Origin of the sequence: Kitasatospora sp. NPDC058218, from assembly GCF_042882445.1 — a bacterium.
Lineage (GTDB): Bacteria > Actinomycetota > Actinomycetes > Streptomycetales > Streptomycetaceae > Kitasatospora.
This window is the reverse complement of record NZ_JBHVWC010000006.1, coordinates 1-12,298: the sequence shown is the minus strand read 5'-3', so window position 1 is coordinate 12,298 and position 12,298 is coordinate 1. Positions and strand designations below refer to the sequence as shown.

The window sequence follows — 12,298 nt, the reverse complement described above, 5'->3', positions numbered from 1 at the left end:
CACCCCCCCACCCCGGGGGCCCCCCTCTGGGGGCGGGGGGGGGGGGCCCGGCGCCCGGGGGGCTGGTTCGGCTCAGCCGAGCCTGCGGGTGAGCGGTGCGTCGGAGCGGGTGAAGAGGACGGCCAGCAGTCCGGCGAGCAGCGGGACGGCGAGGGTGGTGAGCGCGATGTCCGCCCAGGGCACCACGATCGTGCTGCTGCCCGCGCGGTTGGCGACGTCACGGGCCATCAGCAGGGCGACCGCCGGGACGAACCCGTTGACCGTGCCGAGGGCGGCTCCCAGGACGGCGATCAGCGCGCACTGGATGCCGGAGAGGGTCCGGCGGATCCCCGGCGGAGCTCCGACGGCGGCGAGGGTGGCCTGGTCGCGCCGGGAGTCGGCGGCCGCGAGGCCGGTCGCGATGCACGCGGCGCCGAGGACGACCAGCGCGGCGAAGCCGGTGAGGGCGGTGGTGGTCAGATCGCTCTTCGGCTGGAACCCGCGCTCCACGTCGAGCAGGGCGCTCGGCAGGATGCGGTCGGCGGTGGCCGCGGCCCGCTGCGCCGCCTTGCCGTCCGGCGCGGTGGACGGCAGCCAGACGGAGCCGCTGGGCCTCGTGGTGAGGCCCAGGCCCGTGATCGTCCGGGAGCCGATGACGCCGGCCCCGTAGCGGGCGGCGGTCGGGTTCTCGACCACGACGGCGTCGACGGGGATCTCCCGGACGTCCTGCGTCGGGTTGGCACCCGGCTGCGGCGGGGTGACGAAGCCGCCGGTCAGCTGGAGCACGAGCTTGTCGCCGCTGAGCAGGGAACGGTCGAAGACGACGGCCTTGCCGGCGGCCAGTGCCTGTTCGGCGGCGGGGTCGCGGACGGCGAAGGCGTTGTGCAGGACGGCCGCGTCGCCGACGACGAGGGGGCGTGACCCGAAACCGCCGTGGTTGCCCTTGACGGTGACGTTGCTGGAGCACTCCGCGCACCAGGAGTAGACCGCGGTGGAGAGGTCGGCGCGCTCCCCGAGCTCGGGCAGGTCCTGCTCGATGGCCGCGCGCACCTGGGCGAGCTGCGGGCTGTCCGTGAGCACGCCGAGCGACACGGAGTTGATCGGGCTGTGCGGCCGGTAGGAGGCGGCGTCCATGGCGTCGCTGCTCGCGGTGTAGAGGCCGATGGCCACCGAGCCGGCGACGGCGGCCATCACGGCCGCGATGGCCGGGGCGGTGCGGCCGCGGTGGCGGGCCGAGTCGCGCAGGGCGAGCCGGCCGCCGAGCGGCAGGAAGCGGGCGAGCCGGCCGCAGAGGGCGATCAGCACTGGAGTGAGGGCGAGCAGGCCGAGTTCGGCGGTGGCCGAACCCGCGAGCACCGTCAGGGTCATCCGGTCCAGGCCGGCGAAGACCGCGATGCCGCGGCCGGTGCCGTCGTTGGTGCCGACGGCGAGCAGCGCGACGGCCGCGCCGGAGACGAAGAGCACGATGCCGGCGGCGGTGGTCCAGCGGCTCGGCGGCTTGACGGTGTCGCGGCCGGTGAGGCCGGCGGTGACGCTCTGCCGGGCGGCCTGCAGGGCGGGCAGCGCGGCCGCGAGCAGGGCGGTGACCACGCCGACGACGGCGATCGCGAGCAGGTCGGGCGCCTGGAGGCCGAAGTGGCCGAACCGGCTGCCGCCGGTCTCCTCGATCCACGGGCGGGTCACGGCCACCAGGCCGGTCCCGAGCGCCACACCGGTGATCGCGCCGACCGCGCCGAGCACCAGGCCCGAGCCGAGGACGACCGCCGCGATGTGGCCGCGGTCGCCGCCGCTCGCGCCGATCAGGGCGAGCTGGCGACGGGACCGGCGGGCGCCGACGGCGAAGGCGGGCCCGGCGAGCAGGGCGACCTCCAGCAGGGCCATGCCCGCGACGGTGCCCACCACGACGGCCTTGTCGGAGCGCAGCGGGCTGCTGGAGCCGAAGTCCATCCGCTGGTACGACACCTGGGACGCGGGTGGCGGGTCGAGTGCCACCGCACGCGAGGTCGCGGTGAACCCGTACTGGTTCAGCTTCTTGACGCCCTCCCAGTCGAGGGTCGTCCCGGCGGGCAGCCGGAGCAGCCAGGCCGCCTTCCCCGGGGTCGACCGGTCGCCCGCCCCGGTCGGGGGCTTGGCGGCGGCCGGCGCGGCCGCCGCCAGCGGGGCGACGACCTCACCGGGGCGGCCGACGAAATCGACCTTGGCGAGGTCGTCGGGGTGCTCCACGACGCCGGTCAGGGTGAACGGCGTCTTCTCCAGCCCCTTGAGGGTGGTGGTGGCACCGAGGCGCAGGCCGGACTCGGCGAGGAACTCCCGGGTGACGGCCGCTTCGTGCGCGGCGTTCGGGGCGCGGCCCTCGACCAGGTCGAGCCGCCCCTTCCAGACCGGATCGGTGAGGTCGGCCTCGGAGGTCTCGGTCCGCACCAGGCCGTTGGGCGAGCCGGCGCTGGCGTTGAGGCCGGCGGCGGCCGGCAGCAGGGTGGCGCCGGGCAGCAGCTCCTTCAGCAGGGCGGCCGGGTCGGCGCCGGCGCTGCGGGCCTGCTCCGGGGTCGGCCCCTGGGCGGGCCGGACGCCGATCGCGAGAGCTCCGTCCTCGGCGAACGGCAGCTGCTTGACCGTGCTGCCGGGCTCGTAGGCGGTGACGAGCGCGTCGGCGCCGCCGAGCAGCCGTTCGACCCGCTCCGCCGGGGCGAGCTGGCCGCTGCGGTAGACGATGTCGGCGCCGGCCACGCCGAGCACGGGCAGCGAGATCATGGCGATGACGAGGGCGCTGCGGCCCTTGGCGCGCAGGGCGTCGCGGCGGGCGATCCGCAGCGCGACCTTCAGTGGTCCGAGCTTCATCCGGTGGCCTCGATCCGGTTCCCGTGGCGGGCGGCCATCGTCTGCAGGCTCTCGGCGCTGCGGCCGAAGCCCTCGTCGACGATCAGACCGTCGCGGAGGAACACGACGCGGTCGGCCCAGGAGGCGTGCCGGGGTTCGTGGGTGACCATCATCGCGGCGGCGCCGGCGTCGCAGCGGGCGCGCAGGACGCCCAGGACGGCCTCGCCGTTGGTGGAGTCGAGGGCGCCGGTGGGCTCGTCGGCGAGGACGAGGCGGCGGTCGCCGACCAGGGCGCGGGCGATGGCGACGCGCTGCTGCTGGCCGCCGGACATGTCGTCGGGGTAGCGGGAGGCGAGTTCGGGGATGCCGAGCTCCTCCAGCGCGGCCAGTGCCTCGCGGCGCGTCACCCGGCCCGACACGCCGTCGAGTTCGCGCGGCAGGGCGATGTTCTCGGCGGCGGTGAGGGCCGGGATCAGGTTGTAGTCCTGGAAGACGTAGCCGATCGAGCGGCGCCGCGCCGCGGCGAGCTTCTTGCGGCTGAGCCCGCCGAGCGCGGCGCCCTCGACCAGGACCTGGCCGGTGGTCGGGGCGTCCAGGCCGCCGGCGAGGGTCAGCAGGGTCGACTTGCCGGAGCCGGAGGGGCCCATCACGGCGACGAACTCGCCGGCCTGCACCTTGAGGTCCACTCCGCGCAGGGCGTGCACCTCGGCCGCGCCCCGGCCGTGCACCCGGGTGACGTTGTCCAGGTGCAGCACCGGGCCGGTGCCGTTCCTGGACGGACTGCTCTTGATCATGGGTCCCCCTTGGAGAGATAGGGCGTCGGAAAGCCCTCGGCCGACGGGGCGGGACGCCTCCGGGCCGGCCTGGCTTGCATACCCCGTATGTATATCGCACCTGCCGAGCAGAAGTATATGCCGTCTGCCGACATATCTTGTCCAGTGGACGGTGCAGGCCGCCGCCGGCCCGCTCCCGCTCCGGGAGGGCGGCGGTCCGACGGCGGCACCCGTTCGCGCCGACGGGCGTCAGGAACCCGTCAAGGAGGGCCCGTTGGGCGTAGGCCCCGCGTCAAGGCCGGCCGCGGTCGGGGCGGACCGGGGCTCCACTGGAACGGCGGGCCCGCACCGGCGGCCCGCGGCCCCCCGGAAGGAACCTCCGCCATGAGTGCCACCCAGGTCCTCCTCACCGTCGCCGCAGGCACCGCCGAAGCGCGGCCGCTCGGTGCCGTCGAGCGCGAGGCCGCCGAGTGCGACGTCGTCGAGTGCGACGCCGTGCCGCTGCGCCGCCGCGGCCTCGCGCCGATCGCCGCCCTCCGGCCCGAGGAGGGCGGGAACGAGGACGAGGACGGCGACGACCCGTCCGGTGCGGCGGCCCGGCAGCCGCGCGGCCGGGCCGCGCACTGCCGGATCGCCCTGCAGTACCTCGACTGACGCCGCCTCCGCCGCGACACCGCCGCCTCCGCCGCGCGACACCGTCGGCGCGACGACCTCCCCGCAGGAGCAGCACGCCATGACGAAGCCGTCCGCCACCCCGCTCGCCGTCCTGCCGGCCCCCGGCCGCCGGGCCGAACCCGCACCGACTGCCGTGCCCGTGCCCGGTGCCGGGCCCGGTCTGGTGCCCGGCGCCGCACCGACTGCTGCGCCCGGCGCCGCGTCGGGCGCAGCACCGACTGCCGGGCCGCCGGAGTCACCGGCGGTCGCGGAGCCGCTGGGAGCTCCCTGGCCGGCCTCGGCGCACGCCGCCCCCGGCGGGGAGCTGCTGGTCGGCGGGGTCGGCCTCGCCGAGGCCGCCGACCGGTTCGGCACCCCGCTGTACGTCCTGGACGAGGCCGAGGTACGGGCCCGGGCCCGCGCCTACCGCCAGGCCCTGCCGCACGCGGACGTGCTCTACGCGGCCAAGGCGTTCCTCTGCAGCGCGATGGCCGACTGGGTCGGCGAGGAGGGCCTGGGCCTGGACGTCTGCTCGTCCGGCGAGCTCCGGCTGGCCGCCTCGGCCGGGTTCCCGGCGCAGCGGATCGTGCTGCACGGCAACGCCAAGACACCGGAGGAGCTCCGGCTCGCCCGGCGGCTGCGGGTCGGCCGGATCGTCATCGACGGGCCGGGGGAGATCGCCCGGCTGGCGGCCCTGGTGGCCGCGGACACGCCGCAACGGGTGTTGGTCCGGGTCGTCCCGGGCATCGCGGCCGGCCACCACGAGGCGGTCCGCACGGGCGTCGGCGGCCAGAAGTTCGGCTTCCCGATCGACGGCGGGGACGCGGCCGACGCGATCGCCCGGGTGCTGGCCCAGCCCGGTCTCGAACTGGTCGGCCTGCACTGCCACCTGGGCTCCCAGATCACCGAGGTCGAGCCCTACCTCGCCGCCGTGGACACCGTGGTGGAGTTCCTGGCCGAGCTGCGCGACCGGCACGGTGTCGAGCTGCCCGAACTGGACCTCGGCGGCGGCCACGGCATCCGCTACCTGCCGGGGGACGACGCGTTCGACCTCGCCGACTTCGCCGCCCGGGTGCCGCGGCGGCTCGCCGCCCGCTGCGCCGGGGCCGGGCTCGCGGTGCCGCGCCTGGTGGTCGAGCCCGGCCGGGCCGTCGCCGGGCCGGCCGGGGTGGCGCTCTACCGGGTGCTGTCGGTGAAGCACGCCGCCGACGGCCGGGTCTTCGCCGCCGTGGACGGCGGCATGAGCGACAACCCGCGGCCCGCGCTCTACGGCGCCCCGTACACCGTGCGGCTGGTCGGCCGACGCACCGGCGCCCCGACGGCCCGCACGGACGTGGTCGGCCGGCACTGCGAGGCCGGCGACGTGCTGGTCCGCGACGCCGCCCTGCCGGCCGACCTGCGGGCCGGGGACCTGCTGGCCGTCCCGGCCGCCGGCGCCTACCAGCTCTCGATGGCCTCCGGCTACAACCTGGTCGGGCGCCCGGCCGTCGCCGCCGTCCGGGACGGCCGGGCCCGCCTGCTGATCCGTCGTGAGACCGTCGAGGACCTCCGGGCCCGCGAGGTCGGCCGCTGACCGCCGGCCAGCCGGTAGGTCGTGCGGCCCGCGCCGGTCGTCACGGTGCCCGGTGCACGACCTCCCCGTCGACCACGCTCAGCTCGACGCGGGCCTCCAGGATCGCCTTCGGGTCGAGGGTGAACAGGTCCTCGGAGAGCAGGACGAGGTCGGCGAGCTTGCCGGGGGTGAGCGACCCGAGGCGGTCGTCCAGGAAGTTGGCGTAGGCGCTGCCGAGGGTGTACCCGCGCAGCGCGGTGGCCAGCGAGACGGTCTCGTCGGCCATCCACGGGTCGCCGCCGGTCAGGCCCCGGCGGGTGACGGCGGTGTAGAGGCCGACCAGCGGGTCCATCTCGGCGACGTTCCAGTCGCTGGAGAAGGCGAGCGTCGCACCGGCCTCCTGGAGGCTGCGCATCGGCCACGCCTTGGACCAGCGCCGCTCGCCCACCGCCTCGGCCCAGTCCTTGCCCGGGCCGGCGATGTCGGGGGAGCAGTGCCGGGGCTGCATGCAGGCGACCACGCCGAGTTCGGCGAAGCGCGGCACGTCGGCCGGGTCGAGGCACTCGACGTGGACGACCTGGTGCCGGGCGTCGCGCGGCCCGTTGACCCGGCGGGCGTGTTCGACGGCGTCCAGCACGGTGCGGATGCCGCGGTCCCCGGTCGCGTGCACGAAGGCCTGGAACCCGGCCGCGTCGAGTGCGGTCAGCAGCTCGGCGAACTCCTCGGCGGGGTAGAAGGTCTCGCCCCGGTGGCTGTGGTGGCCCGCGTAGGGCTCCAGCAGCGCGGCGGTGTGCGGCTCCACCACGTCGTCGATGTACAGCTTCAGCGGGCCGACCCGGAAGCGGTCTCCGGTGTGGTGGCGGGCGGCCGCGGCGAACTCGGCGAGCTCCGCCCCGGTGGTGCCGCGCGGGTGGAACAGCGCGGCGACCAGGCGCGAGCGCAGTCGGCCCTCGGCGATGGCCCGCTCGAACAGGGCGAGGTCGTCGAGCGAGTTCTGCGGTTCGACGACGGTGGTGATGCCGTAGCGGGCGGCCAGGTCGAGGCTGGCGGTGAGGCGTCCGTACTGCCGGTCGGGGTCGGCCCACGGCACGCCGGCGGCGCGCAGCGCGCGGTGCCCGTCGCGGGAGAGGCCGCGCACCGCGAAGTCGGTGAGGAACCCGGTGGGTTGACCGGTGGCCGGGTCCTTCCGGACGGTGCCGAAGGCGAGTTCGCGGGTGTCGGCGGTGATGCCCAGGCGGCGCAGCGCGGCGGTGTTGAGCCAGGCGGTGTGCACGTCGTAGCTGAGCACGAGGGCGGGCCGGTCGCCGGTGTACGGGTCGAGGTCGGCGGCGGTGGGCATCCGGCCGTCCGGGACGGCGGAGTAGTCGAAGGCCTCGGCCTCGATCCAGTCGGCGCCGGGGTTGCGGTCCAGCCACTCGGTGATCCGGCGGCCGATCTCGGGCAGGTCGGTGGCGCCGGCGAGTTGGACGCAGGCGGCGTCGGAGCCGAGTCGGACGTGGTTGTGGCTGTCGATGAAGCCGGGCACCAGCAGGCGCCCGCGGCCGTCCACGACCTCGGTGTCCGGGCCGGCCAGGGCCCGCCAGTCGTCGCCGTCGCCGACGTGGACGATCCGGCCGTCGCGGACGGCGACCGCCTCGGCGCGCGGGCGCCGGTCGTCCACGGTGTGGACGTGGGTGTTGTGGACGACCAGGTCGGCGGGGCGGTTCACGAGTTCTCCGGAGCGGTGGCGGTGGCGGAAGCGGGGGTTCGGTCGGCGGGCCCGTGCCCGCCGGCTCCGGTGCGGACGGCGTCGGCCTGGTCGGCCTGATCGGCCGGGAGGCTGAGCACCCAGTGGGTCGCGCTGCGCGGGCGCAGGTAGAGGAACCAGTACAGGACCCCGACGAGCAGCACGGCGAGGGTGATCAGCAGGTCCCGTCCGGCCTGGCGGGTGAGCGCGTAGCCGAGCACCACGGTGGTGAGCACGGGGGCGACGGGCCACAGCGGCATCCGCCAGGCGGCGGCGCCCCGGTGGCGGCCGCGCCGGGCGAGCAGCGCGGCGACGCCGAGCAGCAGGTAGATGACGGCGACGACGACCCCGGTGAAGCCGAGCAGCGCGTCGATCGGCACGGTCAGGGCCAGGACGGCGCCGGGCGCGCCGATCGCGAGCGTGGCCACCCACGGCGAGCCCCAGCGCGGGTGCAGCGTGCCGAGCGCCCGGTTGACCGGGTCGGGCCAGGTGCGGTCGCGGGCGGACGCGTACAGCACCCGGCCGTTCTGGATCACCATGACGATGACGGCGTTGAGGATGGCGGCGGCGATGCAGAGGCTGACGAAGGTGCCCACCGTGCTGCCGGCCCAGGAGTCGACGATGGCGATCAGGTCGCCGGCCGCGAGCCGGTCGGGCGAGTCGACCCCGAGGCAGATCGCCACCACCGGGACGGTGATCACCACGACCCCGGCCAGCAGCGACCAGAGCACCGTCCGGGCGACCGAGCGGCGCGGGTCGCGCAGGTCCTCGGAGAGGTAGACGGCGGTGCCGAAGCCGTTGTAGGTGAACATCGCCACCGCGAGCCCGGAGATCAGCAGCCCGAGGGTGAACGGCCCGGTCCCGCCCTGGCCGTCCGGGACGACGGCGTGCACCAGCGAGGACACCGGCTGGTGGACGTGGGTGAAGCCGAGCACCGCGACGATGCCGGCGGCGAGCACTTCGAGCCCGAGGAAGACCCCGGTGATCAGGGCGTTGGACTTGATGTCCAGGACGCCGACCGCGACGGCCAGCGCCATCACGGCGGCGCCGGCGACCGCCGGGTCCAGCGAGAGCACCGAGCCGAGGTAGTCGGCGGTGCCGAGCGCGATGATCGGCGGGATGACCAGCAGCGAGACGATCGAGATCATGAAGACCAGCCAGCCGGCCAGCCGCCCGAGCACCTGGCCGACGATCGAGTACTCGCCACCGGCGCTGGGCACCAGGGTGCCGAGTTCGGCGTAGCAGAGGCCGACGCCGAGCGAGAGCACGGCGGCCAGCAGCAGGCTGATCACGGCGCCGCTGCCCTGCGACATCAGCAGCGGGGGCACCACGATGAAGAGCGACGAGGCCGGTGTGACGCAGGACAGGGTGAGCAGGACCCCGCCGAAGACGCCCAGCGAACGGGGGAGCGCCTCGACCGCGGGCCGAGGGGGGCCGGCGGGCTGTGGGGGAGGGGAAGAGACCATCGGGGGACCGGACTCTCTCACGGGGAAGGTGTCCGACCATTGAAGGGTGGGTGAAAAGAAGGCGTCAAGGGCTTACACCTGTCATTTCGCCCGAAGAATCAACCCATGACTGCGAATCATTTGCCGATCTTTCCCCAGGCCTACTGAATGCCTACCGAATGGGCAGATCGTAGGTGTAGGACTCCTTGACGATGTCGAGGTGCACCCAGGACTCCGAGCGGGTCACGCCGGCCAGGGCGCGCACCGTCTCCAGGCTGCGCAGCAGCGCCGGGCGGTCCGGGGCGTCCAGCCCGCAGACGAGGTCGAAGCGGCCGTAGCCGGCGGCCACGTAGTTGACGCCCGGCAGTGCGGCGGCGGCCTCCGCGACCTCCCGGACCGGCCCGTGCACCCCGAGCCCCACCCCGGCGGCCTCCCGGACGCCCAGCGCGCGCGACTCCACCAGACCGGTCACATGCACCGCACCGACCTCCAGCAGGCGCAGCACCCGTGCCCGGGTGGCCGGCTGGGAGAGGCCGATCCGCTCCGCCAGCGCCGCGAAGCTGGCCCGGCCGTCCGTCTGGAGCAGTCCGAGCAGTCGCCGGTCGGTCTCGTCCAGCGCGGGCGGCTCGCCCGTCCGCAGGGCCGGGGCGGCCTGCGCGTACGCGTCCCGGACGAGCTCGGTGCAGCGGAACACCTCGACACCGCGCACCCCCGGCACCGCCCGCAGCGCGGCGAACTCGCGTTCCAGCGCCGCGTCGTCGGCCACCCTGAGCTCGGCCACCACGCCCTGCGGACCGGCGGTGCAGGAGACGAAGCTGGCCGCCCGCCGCCCGGCCGCCGCCGCGGCCACCGGCCGGGCGGGGCCGGCGACGTCCAGGGAGACGTGGGCGACGGCGGTGATCCCGGCGACGGCGGGCGGCACGATGCCGACGATCCGCACCTCGCCCCGGGTCAGCAGCCGCTGCACCCGGGCCCGCGCGGCCTCCCGGGAGATCTCCAGCAACTCGGCGAGCCGCTGGTAGCTGACGCGGCCGTCGCGCTGGAGTTCGCGTACGAGGGCGGCGTCCGTGGTGTCGAGCACGAGGGGCTCCCGGGGCGGCGGGGTGGCTGGTCCCGGCAATCTATCCGGCCGCGTCCGGGTCGGGGCCGCGCGGGTCGGTCGGGCCGGGCCCGCGGGCCCGGGCGAGCGGGGGCGGTGGCTGAACGGCCGCCTCGCACCGGCACCCGGGGCGGGTCCGCGGCCGGTGGAGGGTTACCGCAGGTGGGGCGCGTCGTTGTCCAGGCATGAGAAACGACCTCCAGGCCTTCCCCGATGCGGGTGAAGAAACGATTCCTCATGAGCAGGCCCCGATCTTCACGCACCTCGTCGCCCTCTGGATCGGCTACGGGCGGACGGTGCCCGGCCACGTCGACCACGAATGGCACCGGCTGGTGCAGCCACCCCGGTTCTCCCCGCCCGCCTTCGGCGCCCCGGGGCAGCCGCAATGACCGGCCGGGAGACGCCGCACGTCCCCCCGCAGCGCTCCGGCGCGGAGGCGACGGCCCTGGACCTCGATCTGCGGGCGGTCGTCTGCCCCGGCCTCACCGTCCGTGTGAAGGCCCGCCTGCGCTACGACGTGGCCGAGCCGTACGCGGTCTACCTGGACAGCCACGTCGACCGGGCCGAGCCGATCACCTGGATGTTCGCGCGGGAGCTGCTGGCGGCGGGGGTGACCGAGGAGGTGGGCCTCGGCGACGTGTCGATCCGCCCGGGCGCCGGCGAGGACGCCGGCAGCGTCCTGGTCGTGCTCGGCGGGGACGAGGGCAGCGTCGTGCTCCGGGCCCGGGCCGCCGAGGTCACGTCCTTCCTCCGGCGCGCCGACCGCCTCGTCCCGCCCGGCCGGGAGCACGAGTACGTCGACCTGGACGGGCTGGTGCGCCGCCTGCTCGGCCACGGTCGGCCGGGGCCGTGACCGGGGCCGTGACCGGGGCGGCGGGCGGCGGGGCCGGCTCCGAGGCGGCCGGGGCGCCCCGGGACGTCCGCACCCGACACCGAGGGGCGGGGGTCCGGAAGGCGCCGGCCTCGGCGAGGCCCGGCGTGGCGCCGGCCGTGCGGGTCGCGACGGACCACGGCACGATCCGGGTGGCGAGGTCGCCGGGCGGGGAGGTGACGGCGGCGATCGTGGCCCCGTCGGGGCCCGGCGCCAACGGGTCGGTGCCGTCTCGGCGCCGAGCGGGAGCGCGCCCTCCCGGTCAGCTGGTCTTGGCGGGCGGGGTCGCGGCCTGCTGCTCGTTCTTCTCCTTGATCCGCACGGCCTCCTTGCGGACCTCGGCCTGGACGGTGCGCTCGCGCTCCAGCCAGGTGGGGTTCTCCGTCTTCAGGGCCTCGATCTGCTCGGTGGTGAGCGCCTCGGTGACCCCGCCGCGGGCCAGGCCCGAAACGGAGACGCCGAGCTTGGCCGCGACGACCGGGCGGGGGTGCGGGCCGTTGCGCCGCAGGTCCTGGAGCCATGCGGGCGGGTCGGCCTGCAGCGTGTTGAGCTCCTCGCGGGAGACCACGCCCTCCTGGAACTCGGCGGGGGCGGCGTTGAGGTAGATGCCCAGCTTCTTGGCGGCGGTGGCCGGCTTCATGGTCTGGGTCGTCTTCGACTTGAGCGATGTCATGGTCATAAGGGTAAGCGAGTGAGTGGCGGCCCCGATCACGGTCGGTAGCCTTGCAGCGTGACAGAGATGCAGGCGAACCCCTCGTTCCGACTGGTGTACGTTCCGGGCGTGACGCCCGGTAAGTGGGTGCGCGTCTGGGAGGAGCGGCTGCCCGACGTCCCGCTCACCCTGGTCGCGGTACCGGTGGAGGAGGGCGCGCGGACGCTGCTGGCCGACGCCGCCGACGCCGGGCTGGTCCGGCTCCCGGTCGACCGGGACAGCCTGAGCGCGATCCCCCTCTACACCGAGACCACGGTGGTCGTGTTCCCCAAGGACCACTGGCTGGCGGCGGCCGAGGAGGTGGCCCCTGCGGACCTCGCCGAGGAGATCGTCTTCCACCCGCTGGACGACGCCCTGGGCTGGGAGAGCCTGCCCGGACGCCCCGCGATCGAGCGCCCGGCCACCACGGCGGACGCGATCGAACTGGTGGCGGCGGGGGTCGGCGTCCTGCTCGTCCCGCAGTCGCTCGCCCGGCTGCACCACCGTCGTGACCTCACCTTCCGCACCGTGCCGGACGCACCGCAGTCGCAGGTCGCGCTGGCCTGGCAGCTGGACCGGACGACCGACCTGATCGAGGAGTTCATCGGCATCGTCCGCGGGCGGACGGTCAACAGCTCGCGCGGCCGGGGCCAGACGGCTCCCGCGGCCGACCAGGCCGTCAACCCCGGCT

General features: G+C 75.6%; 11 protein-coding genes. 5 read left to right on the top strand and 6 right to left on the bottom strand.

Annotated elements, in window-relative coordinates; genetic code table 11:
• Nucleotides 1-72: 72 nt before the first annotated feature.
• A complete protein-coding gene (locus ACFVYI_RS05085) occupies nt 73-2,817 on the bottom strand; it encodes an FtsX-like permease family protein (protein WP_387881700.1) in 2,745 nt (914 codons plus the stop codon).
• Complete coding sequence (locus ACFVYI_RS05080) at nt 2,814-3,590, bottom strand: ABC transporter ATP-binding protein (RefSeq protein ID WP_387881698.1); 777 nt, start codon at nt 3,588-3,590, stop codon at nt 2,814-2,816. Before ACFVYI_RS05080 ends, ACFVYI_RS05085 begins: the two co-directional genes overlap by 4 nt.
• 363 nt (nt 3,591-3,953) lie before the next feature.
• Here ACFVYI_RS05080 and ACFVYI_RS05075 point away from each other — a divergent pair, with 363 nt between their 5' ends.
• Entirely contained in the window at nt 3,954-4,223 is a 270-nt protein-coding gene (locus tag ACFVYI_RS05075; RefSeq protein ID WP_387881696.1) for a hypothetical protein, read from the top strand.
• Nucleotides 4,224-4,302: 79 nt separating this feature from the next.
• Nucleotides 4,303-5,796, top strand: coding sequence for a diaminopimelate decarboxylase (gene lysA, locus ACFVYI_RS05070; RefSeq protein ID WP_387881694.1), 1,494 nt, complete (start codon nt 4,303-4,305; stop codon nt 5,794-5,796).
• A 40-nt stretch (nt 5,797-5,836) separates the two neighbouring features.
• Here the strand turns inward: lysA and ACFVYI_RS05065 are convergent, their stop codons facing one another.
• The 3 genes from ACFVYI_RS05065 to ACFVYI_RS05055 all read right to left on the bottom strand — a co-directional run bounded on the left by ACFVYI_RS05065 (nt 5,837) and on the right by ACFVYI_RS05055 (nt 10,027).
• A complete protein-coding gene (locus tag ACFVYI_RS05065) occupies nt 5,837-7,483 on the bottom strand; it encodes an amidohydrolase (RefSeq protein ID WP_387881692.1) in 1,647 nt (548 codons plus the stop codon).
• The gene (locus ACFVYI_RS05060) at nt 7,480-8,967 is read right to left on the bottom strand and encodes an APC family permease (RefSeq protein ID WP_387881690.1); all 1,488 of its coding nucleotides are present in this window, start codon (nt 8,965-8,967) and stop codon (nt 7,480-7,482) included. Before ACFVYI_RS05060 ends, ACFVYI_RS05065 begins: the two co-directional genes overlap by 4 nt.
• Nucleotides 8,968-9,118: 151 nt before the next feature.
• Nucleotides 9,119-10,027, bottom strand: a complete 909-nt coding sequence (locus tag ACFVYI_RS05055) for an Lrp/AsnC family transcriptional regulator (RefSeq protein ID WP_387881688.1) — start codon at nt 10,025-10,027, stop codon at nt 9,119-9,121.
• A gap of 203 nt (nt 10,028-10,230) precedes the next feature.
• On the opposite strand from ACFVYI_RS05055, the gene ACFVYI_RS05050 reads away from it, so the two are divergent.
• Entirely contained in the window at nt 10,231-10,434 is a 204-nt protein-coding gene (locus tag ACFVYI_RS05050; RefSeq protein WP_387881686.1) for a hypothetical protein, read from the top strand.
• Nucleotides 10,431-10,898 carry an SsgA family sporulation/cell division regulator gene (locus ACFVYI_RS05045; protein WP_387881684.1) on the top strand — a complete coding sequence of 156 codons (468 nt, stop codon included), beginning with the start codon at nt 10,431-10,433 and terminating at the stop codon, nt 10,896-10,898. The genes ACFVYI_RS05050 and ACFVYI_RS05045 overlap by 4 nt, the downstream gene beginning before the upstream one ends.
• 280 nt (nt 10,899-11,178) lie before the next feature.
• Here ACFVYI_RS05045 and ACFVYI_RS05040 read toward each other — a convergent pair whose 3' ends face one another.
• A complete protein-coding gene (locus tag ACFVYI_RS05040) occupies nt 11,179-11,589 on the bottom strand; it encodes a DUF5997 family protein (protein ID WP_387881682.1) in 411 nt (136 codons plus the stop codon).
• 66 nt (nt 11,590-11,655) lie between these two features.
• Between ACFVYI_RS05040 and ACFVYI_RS05035 the strand changes: the two genes are divergently transcribed.
• A partial coding sequence (locus tag ACFVYI_RS05035) for a LysR family substrate-binding domain-containing protein (RefSeq protein WP_387881891.1) occupies nt 11,656-12,298 on the top strand: 643 nt, incomplete at its 3' end.

Coding starts and splice junctions, on each gene's coding strand:
- ACFVYI_RS05050 (WP_387881686.1), top strand. CDS start 10,231: ATGAGAAACGACCTCCAGGCCTTCCCCGATGCGGGTGAAGAAACGATT.
- ACFVYI_RS05080 (WP_387881698.1), bottom strand. CDS start 3,590: ATGATCAAGAGCAGTCCGTCCAGGAACGGCACCGGCCCGGTGCTGCAC.
- ACFVYI_RS05060 (WP_387881690.1), bottom strand. CDS start 8,967: ATGGTCTCTTCCCCTCCCCCACAGCCCGCCGGCCCCCCTCGGCCCGCG.
- ACFVYI_RS05085 (WP_387881700.1), bottom strand. CDS start 2,817: ATGAAGCTCGGACCACTGAAGGTCGCGCTGCGGATCGCCCGCCGCGAC.
- ACFVYI_RS05075 (WP_387881696.1), top strand. CDS start 3,954: ATGAGTGCCACCCAGGTCCTCCTCACCGTCGCCGCAGGCACCGCCGAA.
- ACFVYI_RS05040 (WP_387881682.1), bottom strand. CDS start 11,589: ATGACATCGCTCAAGTCGAAGACGACCCAGACCATGAAGCCGGCCACC.
- lysA (WP_387881694.1), top strand. CDS start 4,303: ATGACGAAGCCGTCCGCCACCCCGCTCGCCGTCCTGCCGGCCCCCGGC.
- ACFVYI_RS05045 (WP_387881684.1), top strand. CDS start 10,431: ATGACCGGCCGGGAGACGCCGCACGTCCCCCCGCAGCGCTCCGGCGCG.